The 22456-nt window shown below is 30.3% G+C and carries 22 protein-coding genes; 13 read left to right on the top strand and 9 right to left on the bottom strand.

Annotated features, from left to right (window positions below):
- Positions 1-3: 3 nt before the first annotated feature.
- From recF to dnaA, 4 genes are all read right to left on the bottom strand, one after another.
- Positions 4-1113 carry a DNA replication/repair protein RecF gene (gene recF / locus TICRE_RS06520; protein WP_075726333.1) on the bottom strand — a complete coding sequence of 370 codons (1110 nt, stop codon included), beginning with the start codon at positions 1111-1113 and terminating at the stop codon, positions 4-6.
- Positions 1114-1264: 151 nt separating this feature from the next.
- A complete protein-coding gene (gene yaaA / locus TICRE_RS06515) occupies positions 1265-1477 on the bottom strand; it encodes a S4 domain-containing protein YaaA (protein ID WP_075726331.1) in 213 nt (70 codons plus the stop codon).
- An 11-nt stretch (positions 1478-1488) separates the two neighbouring features.
- Positions 1489-2595, bottom strand: a complete 1107-nt coding sequence (gene dnaN, locus TICRE_RS06510) for a DNA polymerase III subunit beta (RefSeq protein WP_075726329.1) — start codon at positions 2593-2595, stop codon at positions 1489-1491.
- Between the two features lie 171 nt (positions 2596-2766).
- Positions 2767-4098 (bottom strand): chromosomal replication initiator protein DnaA, encoded by a 1332-nt coding sequence (dnaA, locus tag TICRE_RS06505; protein ID WP_075726327.1) that lies wholly within the window; start codon positions 4096-4098, stop codon positions 2767-2769.
- 539 nt (positions 4099-4637) lie between these two features.
- Here dnaA and rpmH point away from each other — a divergent pair.
- The 13 genes from rpmH (at position 4638) to TICRE_RS06440 (ending at position 16630) form a co-directional block, all read left to right on the top strand.
- Positions 4638-4772 (top strand): 50S ribosomal protein L34, encoded by a 135-nt coding sequence (gene rpmH / locus TICRE_RS06500; protein WP_075726325.1) that lies wholly within the window; start codon positions 4638-4640, stop codon positions 4770-4772.
- A 50-nt stretch (positions 4773-4822) separates the two neighbouring features.
- Positions 4823-5164: a ribonuclease P protein component gene (gene rnpA, locus TICRE_RS06495; protein WP_075726323.1), complete on the top strand. Its 342-nt coding sequence runs from the start codon at positions 4823-4825 to the stop codon at positions 5162-5164.
- 4 nt (positions 5165-5168) lie between these two features.
- Positions 5169-5384, top strand: coding sequence for a membrane protein insertion efficiency factor YidD (gene yidD, locus TICRE_RS06490; protein WP_075726321.1), 216 nt, complete (start codon positions 5169-5171; stop codon positions 5382-5384).
- A 14-nt stretch (positions 5385-5398) separates the two neighbouring features.
- The gene (locus TICRE_RS06485; protein WP_075726319.1) at positions 5399-6115 is read left to right on the top strand and encodes a YidC/Oxa1 family membrane protein insertase; all 717 of its coding nucleotides are present in this window, start codon (positions 5399-5401) and stop codon (positions 6113-6115) included.
- A 4-nt stretch (positions 6116-6119) separates the two neighbouring features.
- The gene (gene jag, locus TICRE_RS06480; RefSeq protein ID WP_075726317.1) at positions 6120-6746 is read left to right on the top strand and encodes an RNA-binding cell elongation regulator Jag/EloR; all 627 of its coding nucleotides are present in this window, start codon (positions 6120-6122) and stop codon (positions 6744-6746) included.
- A gap of 90 nt (positions 6747-6836) precedes the next feature.
- Positions 6837-8213 (top strand): tRNA uridine-5-carboxymethylaminomethyl(34) synthesis GTPase MnmE, encoded by a 1377-nt coding sequence (mnmE, locus tag TICRE_RS06475; protein ID WP_075726315.1) that lies wholly within the window; start codon positions 6837-6839, stop codon positions 8211-8213.
- Between the two features lie 269 nt (positions 8214-8482).
- Entirely contained in the window at positions 8483-10390 is a 1908-nt protein-coding gene (gene mnmG, locus TICRE_RS06470; protein WP_075726313.1) for a tRNA uridine-5-carboxymethylaminomethyl(34) synthesis enzyme MnmG, read from the top strand.
- Positions 10383-11099 carry a 16S rRNA (guanine(527)-N(7))-methyltransferase RsmG gene (gene rsmG / locus TICRE_RS06465; RefSeq protein WP_075726311.1) on the top strand — a complete coding sequence of 239 codons (717 nt, stop codon included), beginning with the start codon at positions 10383-10385 and terminating at the stop codon, positions 11097-11099. Before mnmG ends, rsmG begins: the two co-directional genes overlap by 8 nt.
- Before the next feature lie 169 nt (positions 11100-11268).
- On the top strand, positions 11269-12063 hold the full coding sequence (noc, locus tag TICRE_RS06460) for a nucleoid occlusion protein (protein WP_075726309.1): 795 nt from the start codon (positions 11269-11271) through the stop codon (positions 12061-12063).
- 1269 nt (positions 12064-13332) lie between these two features.
- Positions 13333-14097 (top strand): ParA family protein, encoded by a 765-nt coding sequence (locus TICRE_RS06455; RefSeq protein WP_075726347.1) that lies wholly within the window; start codon positions 13333-13335, stop codon positions 14095-14097.
- Positions 14098-14125: 28 nt separating this feature from the next.
- Positions 14126-15010, top strand: a complete 885-nt coding sequence (locus tag TICRE_RS06450; RefSeq protein WP_075726307.1) for a ParB/RepB/Spo0J family partition protein — start codon at positions 14126-14128, stop codon at positions 15008-15010.
- Between the two features lie 41 nt (positions 15011-15051).
- Entirely contained in the window at positions 15052-15948 is an 897-nt protein-coding gene (locus tag TICRE_RS06445) for a PhzF family phenazine biosynthesis protein (protein WP_075726305.1), read from the top strand.
- A 43-nt stretch (positions 15949-15991) separates the two neighbouring features.
- Positions 15992-16630, top strand: coding sequence for a cyclodeaminase/cyclohydrolase family protein (locus TICRE_RS06440; protein ID WP_075726303.1), 639 nt, complete (start codon positions 15992-15994; stop codon positions 16628-16630).
- 60 nt (positions 16631-16690) lie between these two features.
- Here the strand turns inward: TICRE_RS06440 and TICRE_RS06435 are convergent, their stop codons facing one another.
- The 5 genes from TICRE_RS06435 to TICRE_RS06415 form a co-directional block, all read right to left on the bottom strand.
- Positions 16691-17593, bottom strand: a complete 903-nt coding sequence (locus TICRE_RS06435; RefSeq protein WP_198927506.1) for an ABC transporter ATP-binding protein — start codon at positions 17591-17593, stop codon at positions 16691-16693.
- A 57-nt stretch (positions 17594-17650) separates the two neighbouring features.
- Positions 17651-18652, bottom strand: coding sequence for an ABC transporter ATP-binding protein (locus TICRE_RS06430; protein WP_075726299.1), 1002 nt, complete (start codon positions 18650-18652; stop codon positions 17651-17653).
- 11 nt (positions 18653-18663) lie between these two features.
- Positions 18664-19623, bottom strand: coding sequence for an ABC transporter permease (locus TICRE_RS06425; RefSeq protein WP_075726297.1), 960 nt, complete (start codon positions 19621-19623; stop codon positions 18664-18666).
- On the bottom strand, positions 19623-20552 hold the full coding sequence (locus tag TICRE_RS06420) for an ABC transporter permease (protein ID WP_075726295.1): 930 nt from the start codon (positions 20550-20552) through the stop codon (positions 19623-19625). Before TICRE_RS06420 ends, TICRE_RS06425 begins: the two co-directional genes overlap by 1 nt.
- Before the next feature lie 62 nt (positions 20553-20614).
- Positions 20615-22300, bottom strand: a complete 1686-nt coding sequence (locus TICRE_RS06415; protein WP_075726293.1) for a peptide ABC transporter substrate-binding protein — start codon at positions 22298-22300, stop codon at positions 20615-20617.
- Positions 22301-22456: the final 156 nt, after the last annotated feature.

The following is a 22456-nucleotide window of genomic DNA, read 5'->3' as shown; positions in this document are numbered from 1 at the left end:
AACTTATCCTCCTATTTTGACATTACCATCTTCTATTAGAAATATAGTTTTATTTAAGCCCTCCATCGACTTTAAATCTTCTCCTTCAGTTGTAGTTATAAATGTCTGAATATCTTTAAAAAAGAGAATCAAAAAATCCTTTCTACTTTCATCTAGTTCTGAAAAAACGTCATCTAGTAATAAAACAGGATATGTTCCTTTCTCATTTTTTAAAAGTTCTACTTCTGATAAGATAATAGAAAGGATTATTGTCCTTTGCTGACCTTGAGAACCATAAATACGAGCATCATTTTCATTTATATACATATCTATATCGTCTCTATGAGGTCCTATTTCTGTTGTAGTATATTCTATATCTCTTTTTAAGTTTTTTTTCATTAAATTTAGATAGGCTTTTTCCATCTCTAGCCTATCTTCTAATATGGGAACATTTGTAATATATTTTAAATTTAAGTCTTCTTGTTTATAAGTTATCTCTTTATGGATATCACGAGATATTGAATTAAGTTTTTCTATATATTCATATCTATTTAAAATAATATTTGTACCTATCTTTACTATCTGATTATCAAATACATCTAAAAGCTCTTTTAAATCTTTTCTAAATTTACTAGACCTTAGTAAATTATTTCTTTGAAATAAGATTTTTTTATATTTATTTATATTATAATTATATATAGGTTTTATCCTAGAGATACCCTCATCAAGAAAGCTTCTTCTTTCATTTGGGCCTCCCTTTACTATCTTTAAGTCCTCTGGAGTAAATATTACAACATTTAGACCACTATTTAAATCTTTATAACTTTCAAGTTCTGTTTTATTTATTCTGATTCTCTTAGGTTTATCTCTATGAAGTTTTATTTCAATAAATTTATTATAATTTTCTATACGCACAGAAGATCCTATATAAGCTTCATCTTTACAAAAATTTATGATTTCTTTATCTCTATTGGTTCTAAATGATTTTCCTGTGGCACATATATATATAGCTTCTATAAGATTTGTCTTGCCTTGGGCATTATTGCCTATGAAAATATTTAGATTTTTATTTAATTTAAATTCTATATTTTTATAATTTCTAAAATTTATAAGCCTTATATTTTCTACATTCAAACTATGCACCCCTTAAGGCATTAAAAAGTATTTATCTACTCTTTGATATATGAGTAATAATTTTGCACCAAAAATTTATCTAAAAAAAGTTTTATTTATTCTTAGATTTGTATTATATCATATTATTAATTTTTAAACAAATGTTCTAAAACTAATCTTGGATTATTTTAAAACTTTTTCCATCTATTTTAACAAGATCATCTTTTCTAAGTTTTTTTCCTCGCATTGTGCATGATTGCCCATTAACTAGTACTTCTCCTTCACTTATTAAAATCTTAGCATGTCCACCAGTTCCAGCTATTCCTGCTAACTTTAAAAACTGATCTAATTTTATAAATTCAGTATCTATTTTTATCTCTTTCATCTTTATCTCTCCTAAAAATCATCTTGAGCTAGTCTTACAGGTAGTACTAAATAAGTATAATCCTCATCTTCTAAACCATTTATTATACAAGGGTTTAAACTTCCCATAAAGTTTAATTTTATTTCTTCATCATCTATAGCTTTTATACCTTCAATTATATATCTTGAGTTAAAAGCTATATTTACATCTTCCCCATCTGCTTGAGCATCTATTGATTCAAAAACATTTCCAACTTCTGTATTTGACTTTATATTTAAAGTGTTATCTATAAGACTAAGTTTTACAAGATTTGCTTTTTCTTCTTTAGCAAGTAGCGATGCTCTCTCTAAACTATTTTGTAATTCTTGTTTTTTTACCTTTACAATTGTCTTATGTTCTTTTCTTATAATATCTTTATAATTGAAAAATGGACCTTCTAAAAGCCTAGAATAAATAGTCGTACTCCCAAGGTTTACTATTATATGTGAAGGTGAAACACTTATATTTAAATCTTCTTCTTTTTCTTCCAATATCTTGTTTATTTCATTTAGTGATCTTCCAGGTATTATCATCTTGGTGTTTGCATCTGTATTTATAGGTAATCTCTTAAATGCAAGTCTATATCCATCAAGTGCTATAAAAGAAATAAATCTATTTTCTATTTCTACAAGAACTCCAGTTAAAGTAGGCCTTGTTTCATCTGCAGTAGTAGCAAATACAGTCTTTTTTATAACAGTTTTAAATATATCCATAGGTATATTAAAGGAGTCTCTTTCTACAACTAAAGGAAGATCTGGATAATCCTCTCCAGAATTACCAGATATATTGAACTCTGAATTTTCACATTTAATATTTATATTAGTTTTATCTACTGTTATTGTAACTAAATCATTTTCAAGCTTTTTTATTATATCACCAAATATTCTAGAATTAACTACAATAGATCCTTCTTCGATTATTTCACAATCTACAAATGATTCTATACTAAGTTCTAAATCAGTTCCAGTAAGCTTTAATTTATCCTTTTTAGCTTCTAAAAGTATTCCATCTAATATTTGCATTGTAGTTCTTGAAGAAATACTCTTTTGTACTATATTAATATGTTTTGATAATTCTCTTTGTTTTATTTTAATTTTCATCGAAAATCTCCTCTCTAGATAGATATAAAGATATATAAAGATAGTAGTAATAGTAGTAGGGCGTGTGAATATGTGGATAAGCCTTTTTTGCGTTTAAACCATAAGTTATGAATGAATTAATAACATGTTGATAATCTTATAATAAACTTAAAACTATCCACAAAAAAACATCTAAACTCCCTTTAACCTATCTGTAATATAATCTACCTTATCCTTTAAATCTTTATTAGCTTGTAAATCAGCATTTATTTTGTCACAGGCATGAATAACTGTTGTATGATCCCTGCCTCCAAATTCATCTCCTATTTTAGGTAATGACAAATCAGTAAGTTCACGAGTTAGATACATTGCTATCTGGCGTGGAAATGCAATAGCTCTTGTCCTCTTTTTAGAAGTAAAATCATCTATTTTTATATTAAAGTTTTGAGATACCTCTTCTTTTATAAGGTCTACAGTGATTTCTTTTGGTTTATTATTAGATATAATGTCTTTTAGGGCTTCTTCAGCAAGTTCTATAGTAATATCTTTATTAGTTAATGAAGAATAAGCGACTACTCTTATAAGTGCTCCTTCAAGTTCTCTTATATTGGAATGAATTTTACTTGCTATATATTCCATTATTTCATCTGGAACTTCCAGATTTTCTATATTTGCTTTTTTTCGAAGTATTGCTATCCTAGTTTCAAGATCAGGTGCCTGGATATCTGCTATAAGCCCCCATTCAAAACGTGATCTAAGTCTATCTTCTAATGTCGGAATCTCCTTTGGAGGTCTATCTGAAGAAATTATAATTTGTTTGTTTGCTTCATGAAGAGCATTAAATGTATGGAAAAATTCCTCTTGAGTTCCCTCTTTTCCAGCAATAAACTGGATATCGTCTACTAAAAGCACATCTATATTTCTATATTTGTTTCTAAACTCTTCGTTTCTATACTCCCTTATAGAGTTTATAAGTTCGTTTGTAAATTTTTCACTTGATACATACATAACCTTTGTATCAGGATTTTGGCTCAATATATAATGACCAATTGCATGCATAAGGTGAGTTTTTCCAAGACCTACTCCTCCATAGATAAATAGAGGATTATAAGCATGAGCTGGAGCTTCAGCTACCGCTAAGCTTGCCGCATGAGCAAATCTATTACTATTTCCTATTACAAATGTATTAAAAGAATATTTAGGATTTAGTTGAGATCTATGCATTTCTATATTTTCCTTTTCTATTGCCTGTCCCTTATTTGAAACTGATTCTTCACCAGGAATTATAAATTCGATTGCATAATCTTCTTTTACTACTTCCTTAATTGCGTTTTTAATTAGATTTAAATACCTTCCCTCCAAGATCCCTTTAGTAAAATCATTTGGAGCGGCTAGTATTATTGTTTTATTAGATAAACTAATAGGAATTACAGTTTTAAGCCAAGTGTTATAACTAACCTCAGTTAATTCTACTTTTATAATACTCAAAACACTATTCCAAATATTATCTAAATTTGAAGCCATAAATTTCCCCCCTAACTTTTAAGTATAAAATTTAAATTTATTTGCATATTTATTAACAAGTTTATTAACAGATTATATAAAAATAAATATTAAAAAAATATGTTCTAAACAAATCAAAATTGTTGACAAAAAAATCAACACCATGTTAATTAAAATCCAATATAAATATTATACTAGATATCCACAATTAAAAACAATATAAATTGTGAGTAAAAAATTAGATATAACAAAGTGTTGACATATATTTATAGAAATATTCATATGTTATTAACATATTATCCACATAATGTGTATAAGTACGATAAATTAACAATATTAAAAAATATCCACATCTCTTTTTATGATACCAAAAAATCAAACAACATTCAATTAAATTATCCACATAATCAACAAGTTGTTAACATATCGAATTATATATTATAATAATTATATTTCTTGACATATAGCCATTAAATAAATATAATCAATAGTAGTGTATTAATTTATTTTGGAAAACTCTATATTTAGTTATATACAAGTATTAAAGGGAGGTGTTTTTAATGAAGAGAACTTATCAACCAAAAAAAAGACAAAGAAGTAGAGAACATGGTTTTAGAAAAAGAATGAGAACTAAATCTGGTAGATCAATTATAAAAGCAAGAAGACAAAAAGGAAGAAAAAAACTAACAGCTTAAGGCCACTTATGGTGGCCTTTTGTTAAAGGTCATACTAGGAGAAAAAAGTTATGGAAAAGAAGTATAGAATAAGAAAAAATATGGAGTTTAAAAATATATACAAGGTTGGAAAAAATTATTGGAATAGAAATTTGATTCTTTATGTTAAAAATAACGGTTTGAATGAGACAAGGGTTGGATACACAATTACTAAAAAAATCGGAAATGCAGTTACAAGAAATAAGATAAGAAGAAGAATGAAAGAAATATATAGATTAAATTTTCATAATATAAAAGATGGATATGATCTGATTTTTATTGCCAAAAGAAGTATCGTAGATATTTCTTTTGAAGAATTAGAAGGCTCGATGATACATATTATGAGTATAGCCAAGCTTCTAAAAAAAAGGTGATAAAATGAAAAAACTTATGATAAAGATTATTAAATTTTATCAAAGGTATATTTCTAGATATATTTTAACGGGAAGAAACTGTAGATTTTATCCTACTTGTTCTCAATATTCTATGGAGGCCTATGAAAAATATGGATTTTTCAAAGGCACTTTTTTAACTATAAATAGAATATTAAGATGTAATCCTTTCAATAAAGGAGGATATGATCCACTTAAATAATAGGGGGTAAATAAATGACGGCTTTTTTAGGTAAAATACTAGGTTCTCTACTTAGATATGTTTATGATATAATCTCAACTGTAGGTTCAGAGCCAGGTAATTTTTCTTATTATGCAATGGCAGTTATTGTAACTACGATAATTTTTAAACTTATGCTATTGCCAATAAATTTTCAGCAGACTAAATCAACGCGTATAATGGGTGAAATACAGCCTAAGATGAAAGTAATACAAGATAAATATAAAAAAGATCCACAGACAATGCAAGTTAAAATGCAAGAATTATATAAAGAATACAATTATAATCCTGCCTCAGGATGTCTTCCTTTACTTATACAGTTTCCTATAATAATAGCGTTTTTTGCTGTTTTTAGAGAACCAGCTAAGTATGCTTTTACAGAACCAGGACTATATGATAAAATAAGCAAAGTATTTCTATGGATTCCAAATCTAGACAATCCAGATCCATTTTTATGGGGTCTTCCATTACTTGCTGCAGCTACTACTTATCTACAAAGTAAGCTTATGACACCACCTCCAGCAAGTGGAAATGCAAATGATCCAGCTCAGTCTACACAAAAGATGATGACTATTTTCTTACCATTTTTAATATTCTTTTCTGCTAAAAGCTTTCCAGCAGGTCTTGCTTTATATTGGGTACTAGGTAATGTATTTACTATAATTCAGCAGCTTATATCGAATAGGTCTTCTATAAAAGCCAGGGAGGAATAATTCTATGAAATATATTATTAAAAGTGCTAAAACTTTTGAAGAAGCTAAAAAGGAAGCTCTATCAGAATTAAAATTAGAAGAACATGAAGTAGAGATAGAAGTTTTAGAAGAAGCAAGTAAAGGTTTATTTGGACTAATAGGTGCTAGAGATGCTAAGATAAAAGTAACTGAGATTAGGAATATAGAAAAACTATCTAAAGAATTTTTAGAAAAAGTAATAAATTCTATGGATTTAAAAGCTTCTATAGACATAAAAAGAGAAGACAATAATTTGTTTGTTGATATACAAGGTATTAACCCTGATGATAAGGGGATTATAATAGGCAAAAGAGGTAATACTTTAGATGCATTGCAATATATTTTAAGTCTTTTTGTAAACAAAGAAGAAGGCGAATATATAAAAGTAATATTAGATGTTGAAGGATATAGACAAAAAAGGGAGATAACACTTGTTAGACTTGCACAAAGGATGGCGGACAAAGCCATATCTAGTAAGATACAAGTAAAACTTGAGCCTATGAATCCATATGAAAGAAGAATAATACATTCAACCCTTCAAGAAAATAAAGACATTAAAACCTTTAGTGAAGGAAATGATCCATATAGAAGAGTAGTTATACAGGCAAAGTAAACAAAAGGGATGTTCCACGTGGAACATCCCTTTTAAGTTGGATAAATTTGATGTTTTAAAGTATAATATGGAGATAAGGAGTTGATAAAAATGTTAGATACAATAGCTGCAATCTCAACTGCTGTAGGAGAAGCTGGGATTGGAATCGTGAGAATGAGTGGAAAAGGTGCTATAAATATAGGAGAAGAAGTATTTATAGGCTTTGATGATAAAAAGATAATGGAAATTCAAAATAAGAGACTAACATATGGACACATAATAGATGAAAATGGGACGAAGATAGATGAAGTTTTGATAGCTTTTATGAAAGGACCATATACCTATACAAGAGAAGATATGGTAGAGATATATTGCCATGGAGGTATTATTTCTGTTAGAAAGGTTTTAGAACTCTTAATTAGAAGTGGAGCTAGACTTTCAGAAAGAGGTGAGTTTACTAAAAGGGCATTTTTAAATGGTAGATTAGACTTATCCCAAGCAGAAGCTGTAATAGATATTATAAGATCAAAGACTGATAAGAGCTTTGAGGTTTCATTTGATCAACTTGAAGGAAGTCTTTCTAAAGAAATAAGAGAGATAAGAAATATCCTTCTTTCGATGGTAGCCCATGTGGAAGTATCTATAGATTTTCCAGAAGAAGATGTAAATGAATTAACTTATGAAAGTTTAAAGACTGATGCTCAATTAGCAGAAAAGAAAATAGATGATCTTCTTTCAACTGCAAATAAAGGCAAAATTTTAAAAGATGGTATAAACACTGTAATACTAGGTAAACCAAATGTTGGTAAATCATCACTACTAAATGCAATATTAAAAGAAAATAGAGCAATAGTTACAGATGTGCCAGGAACTACGAGGGATATCATAGAAGAATATGTAAATATAGATGGGATACCTTTAAAAATAGTAGATACAGCTGGAATAAGAGCTACAGAAGATATTGTAGAAAAAATAGGAGTAGACAGAGCTAGAGAATCTTTAGAAAATGCGGATCTTATTATAGGAGTATTTGATGTATCAAGAGATTTTACTGAAGAAGATAAAGAGATAATAAACCTATTAAAAAACAAAAAGTCTATAGTTTTATTAAACAAAATAGACATTGAAAGTAGTTTTAAAGATAAGTTCCTAAAAGAATTAGAGGGAATAAATCATATAATAGAGACATCTATTATAGAAAATGTAGGCGTAAAAACATTAGAAGAAGATATAAAAGATTTATTTTATGAGGGAGATTTAAATATAGAATCTGATGTAGTAATTACAAATATAAGACATAAAACCCAGCTAGAAAAAGCCAAAAAGAACATTCAAAGTGCTATAAGAGATATAGATATGGATGTGCCATTGGATTGTATAGAGATAGACTTAAAGAATGCTTGGGAGGACTTAGGTGAGATATCAGGAGAAACTATAGCTGAAGATATCTTAGATAAGATATTTAAAGACTTTTGTATTGGAAAATAATCCACTGGAAAATAAAAGATTTGACAAGAAATGCCCATGTGGATTAAAATATAATAGGAGAACTATCCACATGTGGATTAAATTTTATAAATTATCCTCTTCAATAAATTAAACTTATCATTGCTTAGTTAAATAAGAAGTTAAAACTACAAATGTTCCATGTGGAACATTTGTAAAAATAAGAATAGTACTCAATTGACCTTGATTGTTCAAGGTCTAATTTTTAGTCTATATAAAATAAATTATTTCAATTAGAAAGAGGTGTACAAATGGAAGAATTAAAAACATATAATGCAGGAGAAGTAGATGTTGTTGTTATAGGTGCTGGACATGCTGGAGTGGAGGCTGCATTGGCTAGTAGTAGAATGGGTATGAAGACTATTATGCTAACTATGAGTCTTGACTCTATAGTGGCACTATCATGTAATCCCAATATAGGTGGAACTGGAAAAGGTCATCTTGTAAGAGAAATAGATGCTCTTGGCGGGGAAATGGCTCTTAATATAGATAAGACATTTATTCAAAGTAGAATGTTAAATACATCTAAAGGACCTGCAGTTCATTCATTAAGAGTACAAGCAGATAAAAAAGCTTATCATATAGAGATGAAAAAGGTATTAGAAAATCAAGAAAACTTAAAAATATCACAGGCTGAAGTTATAGATATAGTGATAGAAGATGGTAAAGTAAAGGGAGTTATAACTAGAACGGGAGCTATGTATAAGGCACAAGCAGTAATACTAGCTAGTGGAACTTATCTTAGAGGTAGAGTATATATAGGTGAAGTAAACTATTCTTCAGGGCCAGATGGAATGTTTCCTTCTAATATACTTTCAGAAAATCTAATAAAAAAAGGGTTTAAACTTAGAAGAATGAAGACAGGAACACCTGCAAGAGTTCATAAAGATAGCATAGACTATAGCAAAATGGAAATACAACCAGGAGATGATGAAATCATTCCTTTTTCATTTTTAAATATGGGTAAAAAGTTCCACGTGGAACAAGTTCCGTGTCACTTAACTTATACTACACCAAAGGTACATGATATAATAAGAGAAAATCTTCATCGTTCCCCTATGTATGCTGGAAATATAGAAGGTGTAGGACCTAGATATTGCCCTTCTATAGAAGATAAGATAGTTAGATTTGCAGATAAAGAAAGACATCAAATATTTATAGAACCAGAAGGACTCACCACAAAAGAGATGTATGTTCAAGGGGCTAGTTCAACCCTTCCTGAAGAAGTACAAAAACAGATGTATAAAGAAATAATAGGTCTAGAAAATGTTGAGTTTATGAGACCAGCTTATGCTATAGAGTACGACTCAATAGATCCTACCATATTAAAAAGGACTATGGAGCATATGGAAATAAAAAATCTATTTTTTGCAGGACAAATAAATGGTTCTTCTGGATATGAAGAGGCAGCAGGACAAGGACTTGTTGCAGGAATCAATGCATCATTAAATATACAAGGTAGAGAACCCTTTGTACTAGATAGATCAGAAGCCTATATAGGTGTTTTAATAGATGATCTAGTAACAAAAGGTACAGATGAGCCCTATAGAATGATGACTTCAAGGGCAGAGTATAGATTAACTCTAAGACAAGACAATGCAGACTTGAGACTTACTAAAAAAGGATATGAACTTGGTCTTGTAACAGAAGAAAGATATAATATGCTTATAGAAAAAGAAAAACAAGTCAATGAAGAATTAGAAAGACTTAAAAAGGTAAAGGTAAATCCTACAGAAGAAAACAATAAAAGATTAGAAGAATTAGGTTCTACGACTACTCAAACACCTACAACTGTCTCTGAATTAATTAGAAGACCAGAGTTAAACTACGAATCTACAAGTATATTTGATCCAGAAAGAAAAGAACTCTTAAGAGAGATAAGGCTTCAAGTAGAAACTCAAATTAAGTATGAAGGATATATAAAAAAACAGATGATTCAGATTGAACAGTTTAAAAAACTAGAAAAGAAGAGACTAGATTTAGACTTTGACTATTCTCTTATTAAAGGGCTTAGCAATGAAGCACTTCAAAAATTAAATAAAATAAAACCTGATTCAGTAGGTCAAGCATCTAGAATATCAGGAGTATCTCCTGCAGATATAAATGTTTTACTTATATATCTAGAGCAAAAAAGACGAAAGGATGCTATGGATGACTAATATAGATATACTATTAAAAGGTACCCAGGATTTAAATTTAAAACTTACAGAAGAAGATAAAGCTAGATTTTTAAATTATAAAGAGCTTTTAAAAGAGTGGAATGAAAAGATAAATATAACGACTATTACACAAGATAGTGAAATAGATATAAAGCACTTTTTAGATAGTCTTACTTGTCTATCACTAGATCTATTTGAAGGAAATAAAACTCTAATTGATATAGGAACAGGAGGAGGATTTCCTGGTATTCCTTTAAAGATAATGAAAGATAATCTCAATATAACTCTTCTTGATAGTTTAAATAAAAGAATAAATTTTTTAAATGAAGTAATAAAAGTCTTAGATTTAAAGGGAATAAAAGCTATACATGGAAGGGCAGAAGAATTATCTAGACAAACTGAATATAGAGAAAACTTTTCTATAGCTATTTCCCGTGCTGTAGCATCTCTTGATACATTAAGTGAGTACTGCCTACCTTTTGTAAAAGTAGGTGGTCACTTTATAGCTATGAAGGGACCAGATATAGAAGAAGAGTTAAACTCAAGTAGAAATGCCATAAAACTTTTAGGTGGAAATGTTGTAGAAACTAAAATTATAACACTTCCTGAAAGTGACATAGTGCATTCTTTGATAGTAATAGAAAAAATACGACAAACATCTCAAAAATATCCTCGTGGTGGAGGAAAACCTAGAAAAAATCCGCTATAAATTGTAGTAATTTGGTGGAAATTTGATGGGAAATAAGCTTGGAAATATTAAAAATTTATAGTATTATTAATATAACAATATTTCCACGGGAAATAAACTTTTCGTGGAAATTACATATATAAATTTTCCAAATATTAAACTACCAAACTACAAGGAAGAGGTGCTTGTTATGGCATTACATCAAGAAATAAAGTATATCCCAGTATCTACTATAAGACCCAATCCATACCAACCAAGGAGAATTTTTAATAGAAAGGCTTTAGAGGAGTTATCACAATCTATAAAAGAATATGGAGTTATTCAGCCTATAAGTGTAAGAAAAACTTCAGCAGAGAACTATGAGTTAATTGCAGGAGAAAGAAGACTTAGAGCTACCGAGATGGCTGAAATGATGGAAATACCAGCTTTAATCGTAGAATATAGAGATAATGAATCAGCAATTATAGCTTTAATAGAAAACCTTCAAAGAGAAGACTTAAACTTTATAGAGGAATCAGAAGGATACTATAACCTGATAAATGATCATAACTTTACGCAACAAGATTTAGCTAAAAAGATAGGAAAGTCTCAATCAACCATAGCAAATAAATTAAGACTTCTAAAACTTCCAACAGAAATTCAGAGGACACTTATAACAGAAGGACTTACTGAAAGACATGGAAGAGCATTACTTAAACTACCAGATGATGAATTAAAGTCAATAGTTATAGAAAAGGTAATTAAAAAAGGTTTAAATGTAAATGCTACTGAAAACTTAGTAGAAGATATCTTAAACGGTTTAAGAGGTGAAGAAGAAGAAAAACAACCACAACAAACAATAAAATCTCTTATAAATGTAAGGATTTATCTAAATACAGTAAAAAAAGCTTATACTGCTATAAAAGAATTTGGAGTAGATGCAAGTTATAAAGAAGTAGAAAAAGATGATCACGTAGAAGTAGTAATTAAAATACCTAAAAAATAATAGAATAACAAAAGATGTTCCACGTGGAACATCTTTTGTTATTCTAAATATATACTATTATTAAAATAACTATTCCCCATACATATACCCAAGCATTAAAAGATTGGTATATATGAAAGATAAAATACAAGATTTATTTAAACTACAAATAGCTAAGGGACAATAAATGACTCATCAGATGGACCTCAATTAGATGAAATATGTATTAGTAATAGGATTACATAGATTTAATTATAAAAGACAATACAAGCGAATTTAAACTGTTTTAGAGGTTTTTAATTATTTTAGCTAAACAAAAAAGTATAATGGATGTCTTCTATATATATTACTAGAAAACATCCATTATTTAAAATAAAACTTGAAATTGTTGGTAGAGTCTAAATAACTCTTAAAACTAAAATCTTTTTCTATAACAATCTACTCCTTAATTAATCTTTTAACTAAATTCTTTTTATTAAGTTTTAGTATCCTATTTAATATACTAATTGTAGGAAACTTCTATCTTAACCCTTCTTTTTAACTTAGATTAAATTGTAAAATACATCTAATCTTTTACCTGTGTTCATTTACTTATTTTAATCTAGTTACTTTAAACTCTAATTAGTTTAAATATCTTACATCTAAATCAAGCTTACCATTTAAAACCTTAATCTTTTAACTTTAAATCTATAGTTTAAGTTTCTTTAATCCTTAAACCTTTACTAAAATTGAAACTTTTCTCTAGCAGTAAGATTAAACTACTAATTTACTTTAATCTTTACTTGAACTTACTTTACCTAAACTTAAAATTGTTTTAATCTGATACTCTTAATACTTAAATCTCTTCTACGATAACTTTTATAAATCTACTTTTTGTAAATCTGATAAAGAAAATTATCGTTTCTAAAATTTAAATCTTTAATACTTTAGACTCATACCAACTCAAGTTTTATTTACCACCCATGTAAGTTATATAATATAAACTTAATTTTCTAAATATATTACCTACTAGGTGTGTATTAATATTATACCCAATATATATTTTTTAAACATCTTTTTTCAAAAAAATATTAATATTTCTTAATAAAGAAAACTTATATAAAATATTTCCTAATCTATAGCCATTAAATAAATATATAAATCATATATTTACTTTTTATTAAAAGACATTTTAAATAATAAAAAAGTTCCACGTGGAACTTTTTTAGTTCATTTTTGTTATAAATATGATATCATAGATATAGGAAACACAAGATACGATAGAAGAGATAAAAAATGGATGGTGAAAAGATGGGCAAGATAATAGCTATATTCAATCAAAAAGGTGGGGTAGGTAAGACAACTACTAGTATAAATCTAGCTTCAGGTGTAGGAAAGCTTGGTAAAAGTGTACTACTCGCTGACTTAGATCCGCAGGGGAACTCGACAAGTGGACTTGGAATAGAAAGAGATAAGATCGAGTATCAAATATATGATGTATTGGCAAATGATATAGATGTAGAAAAGGCCATTTGTAACTCTTCAGCAGAGAATGTTTCTTTATTACCTTCTAATAGTCAACTGGCAGGTCTTGAAGTAGAACTTGCAAGGGAAGGAGAATGGGAAGAGTTACTTAAAGATAAATTAGAACAGGTAAAAGATAAATTTGATTATATTTTTATAGATTGTCCTCCATCTTTGGGTATACTTAGTGTAATAGGTCTTATAGCATCTAATAGCGTTATAATACCTATACAGTGTGAATACTATGCTTTAGAAGGAGTGAGCCAACTCTTTACAACTATAGAGCTGGTAAAGAGTAGTTATAATCCAGGGCTTGAAATTGAAGGTGTAGTATTAAGTATGTTTGATGGTAGGACAAATCTTTCTATACAAGTAGTAGAAGAAGTAAAAGAATATTTTAAAGGTAAAGTATATATGAGTATAATTCCTAGAAATGTAAGACTAGCAGAAGCACCCTCTCATGGTTTATCTATAATGGACTATGATGATAAATCTAAAGGTGCAGAGGCCTATAGAGAACTGGCTGAAGAATTTTTGGAATATGTAGAGTAAAGTTAAGATAAATTGGAAGGATGGTTTTATGACCACTAAAAAAAGAGGTCTTGGAAAAGGCTTATCTGCACTCCTTGCAGATAAGCCATCAATAGACAATCTTATAAATGAAAAAGATGATCAAAGAGAAGGAAAGATAAAATACATATCCCTTGACAATATAAAGGCAAAAAAAGACCAACCTAGAAAAGAGTTTGAAAAAAGTTCAATAAAAGAACTTTCAAATTCTATAAAAGTTCATGGAGTAATACAGCCTATACTTCTTAGAAAAAAGGATGATATGTATGAAATAATAGCTGGAGAAAGGAGATTTAGAGCTTCTAAACTTGCCAACCTAGAAGAAATACCTGCTATTGTTTTAGATGCAAAAGATGAAGAAGTAGCAAAACTTGCTTTAATAGAAAACATCCAAAGGGAAGATCTAAACCCAATTGAAGAATCTATAGCTTATAAAAATCTTATGGAAGACTTCAATTTAAAACAAGATGAACTAGCAGAAACTATAGGAAAGAGTAGATCTTATATAACAAATAGTCTTAGACTTTTAAATCTAGACCAAAGAGTAATAGATTATCTATACAATGGAGAACTAACTCAAGGTCATGGTAAAGTACTACTTGGTATAAAAGATAAAAAAGCTCAAGTAGAACTAGCTAAAAGGATAATAGAAACAGGATTAAATGTTAGAAGTACAGAAGAAGAAGTAAAAAAGGTTAAACAAGATAAAAACATTAGTACTAAAAAGAAAACTTCAAATAAAAAAGATTCTTATATAGTAGATTTAGAAGAACAACTTATAAGAACACTTGGCACAAAAGTAAACTTAACCCTAGGGGATAAAAAAGGTAAAATTGAGATAGAATACTATAGCGATGAAGACTTACAAAGAATTTTTGAAATCCTAACTCATTAATGTTCCACGTGGAACATCTTATAAAGAAAGGAGAGAAAAAAATGGATTATAATATATATTTAGTAGATGCATTTACAAATGAAGCCTTTAAAGGAAATCCAGCAGGGGTTGTTCCAGATGCAAGGCGTTTAAACGAAGATCAGATGCAAAAAATAGCTATAGAACTTAATGCATCAGAAACTGCATTTGTAACTTCTGTAGATAGAGATTCATACAAAGTTAGATACTTTTCTCCTTACGGAGAAGTAGATTTTTGTGGTCATTCTACTCTAGCTACATTCTATATACTTGCACTTAGAGGATATATAATCCCTATAGAATCAGGTATTAAAACTGTATATATCCATTCAAATAAAAAAAGGCTTCATGTAGATATATATTTCTTAGATTATAAAATAGAAAATATAGTTGTTAAAATGGGAAAACCAGAAGAAGTAGGAGTAATAGAAGATAGAGGTTCATTCTTAAAGCATTTAAACTTAACTATGGAAGATGTAAATCTAGATAATGAGCTTACTGATATCCCAATTATAAAACTTGGTTCTAAGTATGCAATCATTCCAATAAAGACAAAAGAAAAACTAGAGACGATAAACATGGATAAAAAAATGCTAAGGTTAAAGTTGGATAAATTGGATATACAAGGTGTTCATCTTTTTTTCTTACCCGAAAAGGATTCTTCAATCATTTTTGCTAGAAACTTTTCTAATATGATGAATCTAAAGGAAGAAGCTGCAACTGGAACTGCTAATGGTGCACTTATATATCTTTTAAAGAAAAAAGGTTTTATAAATGGCAATCAAATAAAAGCCATACAAGGCGAAGCTATGGGTAGAGAGAGCTCTATATATTGTACTATTAAAGAGAAAGATTCTGATTATGAAGTTGAAGTTGGTGGAGAGGGTAAAGTAGTCTTAGAAGGAATTATAAATGTGTAAATAACTCTTTTTAAGAGTTTAGTATAAAGGGGGAAAGAGAAAAATGTATATTGATAAAAGTATAAGAGAATATGTAAAAGAAACAGCAAGTGGAGAACCAATACCAGGTGGGGGGAGTGTATCAGCTTTAGCTGCAAGTCTTGGAGCAGCTCTTACTTCTATGGTTTATAATTTAACTATAGACAAAAAAATATACAAAGAGTTAGAAGAAGATCAAAGAAGTGAAATGGATGCAAACTTTGAAGAAATTAAAAAAAGCATTGAAAAGTTAAACTACTTTGTAGATGAAGATACTAAAGCTTTTGATGATGTAATGAAAGCCTTTAAGATGCCAAAAGAAACAGATGAAGAAAAGAAGAAAAGAACAGATGCCATTCAAGCAGGTTATAAAAAGGCGCTAGAACTTCCTTTAGAATGTGCTAAAGAATGTAAAAAAGTCTTAGAGCTTCAAGAAACCTTTGCAAATAACGGAAACGTTCATGCTATAACAGATGTAGGGGTAGGTGCTCTGCTTGCTTATACAGGACTTGAGGGTTCGTTATTAAATGTTACTATAAACCTAAAGAGTATAAAAGATGATGCTTATAGAACTCAAAAGGAAAGAGAAGTAGAAGAAGTTTTATCTACTGGAAAAGCTTTAAAAGAAAAACTTATGGAAAAGGTTTATAGTAGACTAAAATAGCATAAAAAAAGAGTAAAGATAATTATCTTTACTCTTTTTCTTATAAAATAAAAGTATTTATTAAATTTCTAATGCTCTATGACAAGCTGCAAAATGTTTTGGCTTTACTTCTCTAAATTCAGGAACTTGTTTGTGACAGATCTCTATTGCATAAGGACACCTATCTACAAACCTACAAGCTTCTTTAGGATTTATAGGACTTGGTACATCTCCTTGAAGAACTATTCTCTTTCTATCTTTTTGAATCTCTGGATCTGGTATTGGTATAGCAGAAAGTAGTGCTCTTGTATAAGGATGAATAGGGTTTTCATAAAGCTCTTCTGAATCAGCAAGTTCCATCATCTGACCCAAATACATTACACCAACTCTATCTGAGATATATCTAACCATTGAAAGGTCATGAGCTATAAAAAGATAAGTTAGTCCAAGTTTTTCTTGGAGTTCTTTTAAAAGATTTACCACTTGTGCCTGGATAGAAACATCTAGAGCTGATATAGGCTCATCACAAACTATAAACTTTGGATTTAATGCAAGGGATCTTGCTATTCCTATTCTCTGTCTTTGTCCACCACTAAACTCATGTGGAAATCTCATAGCATGCTCATCACTTAAACCTACTAATTGTAAAAGTTCCATTATCCTTTTTTTCTTTTCTTTTTTATCTTTATAGATATCATGGATATCAAAAGGTTCTCCTACTATTTCTTCTACTGTCATTCTAGGATTTAAAGATGCGTAAGGATCTTGAAATATCATTTGAAAGTTTTTTCTAACTTCCTGCATCTCTTTTCTAGATAAATCATATATATTTTTTCCATTAAATATTAATTCACCATCAGTTGGATCATAAAGCCTTATTATAGTTCTTCCTGCAGTAGATTTGCCACAACCTGATTCACCTACAAGTCCAAAAGTCTCTCCAGGATATATATCAAAGCTAATTCCATCTACTGCTTTAAGCATTCCTTCTCCAACATCAAAATACTTTTTTAAATTTCTTACTGATATTAAAGGTTCCAATTAAGAAGACCTCCTTTCTTGGTCTTTAGCCAAGGGATGATTTAACCAACATCTACTTTTATGAGTTGGACTATGGTTTTCTTCATCTGGCATATTATCTTTACAAATCTTCATTGCCTTGTCACATCTATCATAAAAAGGACACCCTAAAGGCGGAATATATAGATCCGGTGGAGTCCCTTCTATTGAATGAAGGGGCTCATTTTTATCCATATCAAGCCTTGGAACACTTTTAAGAAGCTTAGCAGTATAAGGGTGCTTTGTATTTTCAAAGATTTCTTTTGTATTTCCTTCTTCAATAATTTGACCTGCATACATTACGACTACTTTATCACTCATCTCAGCTACAATTCCTAAATCGTGTGTAATCAATATTATAGACATACCTCGTTCTTTTTGAATTTCTCTCATCAGTTCTAAAATTTGAGCTTGTACAGTTACATCAAGTGCTGTAGTTGGCTCATCTGCTATAATAAGTTTTGGATCTGAAACCATTGCAAGTGCTATCATAACTCTTTGTCTCATTCCACCTGAAAACTCATGTGGATATTGTTTTATTCTTTTCTCGGGTTGAGGTACTGAAACCAGTCTTAACATCTCTAATGCCTTTTCTTCTGCTTCTTGTTTTGATATACCATGATGATGTATAAGACCTTCTACTATTTGTTTACCAACTCTTATAGTTGGATTAAGAGATGTCATAGGATCTTGAAATATCATTGACATCTTATTGCCTCTTATCTTTTGCATCTCTTTATCTGTCTTTTTTAATAGGTTTTCTCCTTCAAACCATATTTCCCCGCCCTTAAAAAAAGCAGGAGGCATAGGAAGGAGCTGCATTATAGAATTTGCTGTAACAGACTTACCACATCCAGACTCTCCTACTATTGCTACCGTTTGGGAATCTTTAACACTAAAGCTTATATTTCTAACGGCTTCAACTTCCCCAAAGAAAGTTTTAAAAGAAACAGCTAGGTTTTTAACTTCTAATAAATTTTCCATTTTTTGCCTCCTTATTTACGTAATCTTGGGTCAAGTGCATCACGAAGTCCATCTCCTAGTACATTAAATCCAAACATAATAAGAGAAATTAGTATAGCTGGTATTATAAGTTGATAAGCATTTCCCACCGCCATTCCAGCTAGTCCATCATTTGCAAGAGATCCAAGGCTTGAATTTGGAGCTTGAAAACCAAGTCCTAAAAACCCAAGAGTTGCCTCTGCAAATATTGCGCGGGGGATAGTTAAAGTTACATTTACTAGTATCGGTCCAAGTGTATTTGGGATTATATGTTTCTTTAATATCCATCCATTTGAAGCACCGAGAGACTCTGAAGCAAGAGAATACTCGGATTCCTTAAGTTGAAGAACTTGTCCTCTTACTAAAATTGACATAGGAACCCAAGAGGTAAGTGTCATAGCAAGAATCAGTACAAAAAGTGATGTACCAGAACCTTCCTTAGAAAATACTACAGAAAGGAGAATTACTACAAGTAAATAAGGAATACTATAAATAACTTCAGCTAAACGCATCATAAAAGCATCTACTCTTCTACTTGCAACTCCAGCAACTCCTCCATATAATACTCCTATTACAAAGTCAATAGCAGCAGCTAATATCCCTATTATAAGAGAATATCTAGCTCCTATCCAAACTCTAGTCCAAAGGTCTCGTCCAAGTTCATCTGTACCAAAGAAGTGCGTAGAATTTGGTTTTAAGTTTATCTTAGTATAATCTTGTTCAAAATAATCAAATTTATTCATATAAGGCCCTGCAATAGCGATGATTATAATACCTACAATCAAAACAAGACCTGACATAGCAAGTTTATTTTGTTTTAACCTTCTCCATACATCTGGCCAATATTTTATACTAGGGCGTTTAATTTTGTCAGCATCTCTATTGGATAGATCAGCTGGTTCAAACATTTCTCTTTGTAATTCTTTGTTTAAGTTTGCATCAATTCTATCCATTAACGTCCCTCCCCAGTAAGTTTTATTCTTGGATCAATCGCCATATAAGCTAAGTCTACTAAGAAAAGCATACCAATTAAAACAATGGCATAAAAGATAGTAGTTCCCATTATAAGAGTATAGTCTCTATTGGTTATAGATTGCACAAACAATGCTCCAAGACCAGGAATTCCAAATATTTTTTCAATAACAAAACTACCTACTAAAAGATTTGATATAAGAGTTCCAAGAACTGAAACTATAGGAAGTATAGCATTTCTAACAGCATGTTTTAACACAACAGCTGCCTTAGAGATACCCTTAGATTGAGCAGTTTTTATATAGTCTTGTCCAAGTACTTCAAGCATGCTTGATCTCATAAGTCTTGCCATATATGCAAGAGGCATCATAGATAAGGCAATAGCAGGAAGAATAGTGTGCTTAAACTCTCCCCAGCCTCCTATAGGAAGCCAATTAATATTTTTAGCTATAAATTGTATAAACATCGTACCCATAATAAAGCTTGGTACAGATATACCTATTATAGCTACTATCATAGCAATATAATCTGGCACCTTATTTTGATATAGAGCTGCTAAGGCTCCAAGAGCTGGTCCAAAGACTATAGCTATAAGTAGGGCCTCCACGCCAAGATAAGCTGACACTGGAAATCCCCTAGTTATCATATCATTTACAGTTTCAACTTTTGACTTCATTGAGTCGCCAAAATCTCCCTTTAAAAGGTTTGTTAAATAAATCATATATTGTTCTGGATATGATTTATCTAATCCATATTTTTCTAATAGATTTTCATATACTGCTGGTGACATCTTTCCTTCTTTTCTAAATGGATCACCTGGTACAGAGTGCATTAGAAAAAAAGTAATAGTGACAACAGCCCAAATAGTAACAATAGACATACCAAGTCTTTTAAATATATACTTTTTCATTTTCCTCCACCTTCTAAAATAAAAATCAGATGGGCTAAAAAAAGCCCATCAATTTTTATTGTTTATTTATTTATATCTGCATAAGTTAATCTTGGATAGTTTACTAGAGGTTTAAATACTCCAGTTACATATGGTTTTTGTGCATATGGAAGAGTATAGAAATAAACTGGAACTACAGGCATATCTTCCATGATCATTTTTTCAGCTTTTCTCAGAGAATCAAAACGAACTGCAGCATCTGGACTACTTTTAATAGTATCAATTAACTTATCATACTCAGGATTATTGTACTTAGGATAGTTAAATGGTGAACTACTATACCATAACTCTAAGAATGTTATAGGGTCTGTATAGTCACCAATCCAACCTGAACGTGAAACCATATAATCTCCAGATCTTTCTCTATCAAGTTTAACCTGGAACTCTGCGTTTTCAAGTTGAATCTCAACACCTAAGTTTACTCTCCACATCTCTTGTGCAGCTTGAGCAATCTTTTTGTGAGCTTCAGAAGTATTATAAACAAGTACTACTTTTTTAAAGTCTTCAGCAGTAAGTCCTGTTTCTTTTAATCCTTCTTGGAATAATTTCTTACCTTCATCAACATTATACTCTACAAGCTTTCCTACTTTATCACGGTATTCCTTACCATTTTCATCTTTAAGACCAAATGGAACTACACCTTCTGCAACTATTTGACCACCTTGAGCGATTTTCTCTACAATAGTTTTACGATCTAGTGTCATTGTCATAGCTTTTCTTATCTTTTCATTTGCAAATGGCTTAATACCATCTTTAAGTTCAAACTGAGAGTTTAAACTGTAGTAGTATGTTCCTACTTCAGTACCTATAACAAGTTCAGGGTTTTTCTCAGCTTGCATTTGAGCTACTACTGCCTGTGGAAGTGGAAGTAAGAAGTCATAGTCTCCACCTTCATATTTTTGCCAAGCAGTATTTTCATCTGATATGATATCAAAGTCTATACCATCTAGCTTTATCTTGTCTTTATCATAGTAGTTGTCATTTTTTCTAAGTTTGATACTAGCACTATGTGTCCATTCTTTTAAAGTGAAAGGTCCATTAGATACGTGTGTATCAGCGTTCTTAGCCCAATCTGCATTTGCTTCTACTACCTTTTGATTAACTGGATAAAGAGTGTAAAAGGCAGTTAATTCTAAGAAGTATGGTGTAGGAGCATCTAATGTTACAACTAGAGTTTTATCATCCTCTGCTTTAACCATAACATCTTCTATTTTACCTTTTCCAGTATTATACTCTTCTCCACCCTTAATATAATAAAGTTGATGAGCATAATCTGCAGCAGTTTTAGGATCTAGTGCTCTTTTCCATGCAAATTCAAAATCCCCAGCTGTTACAGGATCTCCGTTTGACCATTTTATGTCATCACGAAGTTTGAAAGTATAAGTTAGTTTATCATCTGATACCTCAGGCTCTTCTTTAGCCATAGCAGGAACTAATTCAAGATCTGGATTTAACTTCATAAGACCTTCAAAAGTGTGGTCAAGTGCATAAGACTCATGAGTTCCTGTTGCAAGTGCAGGATCAAGTGAACCTGGCTCACTAGCATTGTTTGTTCTTAGGATCTTTTCTCCTTTAGGAGTATCCTTTCCTTCATCTGCTGGCTTATCTTTATCGCCTGGATTAGCATCATCAGATTTTGGTACGCAACCTGTTATAACAACAGATAATACAAGTATAAGACTTAAAAAAATCAAAAACTTCTTTTTCATAATTCATCCCCCTCGTATAATGTTTAGAATATAGCTCGTTGCAGAACTCTGTAGCGAGCTATTTTACTGCATTTCAATCTATTGAAATGGCTGGGATTCCCCCGATTTTGGGTATATATACAGTATCAAGTTGTTTATAACTCAAAACGGAAATTG

Source organism: Tissierella creatinophila DSM 6911, from assembly GCF_001940565.1.
GTDB lineage: Bacteria > Bacillota > Clostridia > Tissierellales > Tissierellaceae > Tissierella_A > Tissierella_A creatinophila.
The sequence above is the reverse complement of the archived record's forward strand: the minus strand, read 5'-3'. Positions and strand labels throughout refer to the sequence as shown.

Excerpts from the sequence above, each read along its gene's own strand:
- yaaA (WP_075726331.1), bottom strand. The coding sequence starts at position 1,477 with ATGAAAGAGATAAAAATAGATACTGAATTTATAAAATTAGATCAGTTT.
- dnaN (WP_075726329.1), bottom strand. The coding sequence starts at position 2,595 with ATGAAAATTAAAATAAAACAAAGAGAATTATCAAAACATATTAATATA.
- dnaA (WP_075726327.1), bottom strand. The coding sequence starts at position 4,098 with ATGGCTTCAAATTTAGATAATATTTGGAATAGTGTTTTGAGTATTATA.
- rpmH (WP_075726325.1), top strand. The coding sequence starts at position 4,638 with ATGAAGAGAACTTATCAACCAAAAAAAAGACAAAGAAGTAGAGAACAT.
- rnpA (WP_075726323.1), top strand. The coding sequence starts at position 4,823 with ATGGAAAAGAAGTATAGAATAAGAAAAAATATGGAGTTTAAAAATATA.
- yidD (WP_075726321.1), top strand. The coding sequence starts at position 5,169 with ATGAAAAAACTTATGATAAAGATTATTAAATTTTATCAAAGGTATATT.
- TICRE_RS06485 (WP_075726319.1), top strand. The coding sequence starts at position 5,399 with ATGACGGCTTTTTTAGGTAAAATACTAGGTTCTCTACTTAGATATGTT.
- jag (WP_075726317.1), top strand. The coding sequence starts at position 6,120 with ATGAAATATATTATTAAAAGTGCTAAAACTTTTGAAGAAGCTAAAAAG.
- mnmE (WP_075726315.1), top strand. The coding sequence starts at position 6,837 with ATGTTAGATACAATAGCTGCAATCTCAACTGCTGTAGGAGAAGCTGGG.
- mnmG (WP_075726313.1), top strand. The coding sequence starts at position 8,483 with ATGGAAGAATTAAAAACATATAATGCAGGAGAAGTAGATGTTGTTGTT.
- rsmG (WP_075726311.1), top strand. The coding sequence starts at position 10,383 with ATGACTAATATAGATATACTATTAAAAGGTACCCAGGATTTAAATTTA.
- noc (WP_075726309.1), top strand. The coding sequence starts at position 11,269 with ATGGCATTACATCAAGAAATAAAGTATATCCCAGTATCTACTATAAGA.
- TICRE_RS06455 (WP_075726347.1), top strand. The coding sequence starts at position 13,333 with ATGGGCAAGATAATAGCTATATTCAATCAAAAAGGTGGGGTAGGTAAG.
- TICRE_RS06450 (WP_075726307.1), top strand. The coding sequence starts at position 14,126 with ATGACCACTAAAAAAAGAGGTCTTGGAAAAGGCTTATCTGCACTCCTT.
- TICRE_RS06445 (WP_075726305.1), top strand. The coding sequence starts at position 15,052 with ATGGATTATAATATATATTTAGTAGATGCATTTACAAATGAAGCCTTT.
- TICRE_RS06440 (WP_075726303.1), top strand. The coding sequence starts at position 15,992 with ATGTATATTGATAAAAGTATAAGAGAATATGTAAAAGAAACAGCAAGT.
- TICRE_RS06435 (WP_198927506.1), bottom strand. The coding sequence starts at position 17,593 with ATGCTTAAAGCAGTAGATGGAATTAGCTTTGATATATATCCTGGAGAG.
- TICRE_RS06430 (WP_075726299.1), bottom strand. The coding sequence starts at position 18,652 with ATGGAAAATTTATTAGAAGTTAAAAACCTAGCTGTTTCTTTTAAAACT.
- TICRE_RS06425 (WP_075726297.1), bottom strand. The coding sequence starts at position 19,623 with ATGGATAGAATTGATGCAAACTTAAACAAAGAATTACAAAGAGAAATG.
- TICRE_RS06420 (WP_075726295.1), bottom strand. The coding sequence starts at position 20,552 with ATGAAAAAGTATATATTTAAAAGACTTGGTATGTCTATTGTTACTATT.
- TICRE_RS06415 (WP_075726293.1), bottom strand. The coding sequence starts at position 22,300 with ATGAAAAAGAAGTTTTTGATTTTTTTAAGTCTTATACTTGTATTATCT.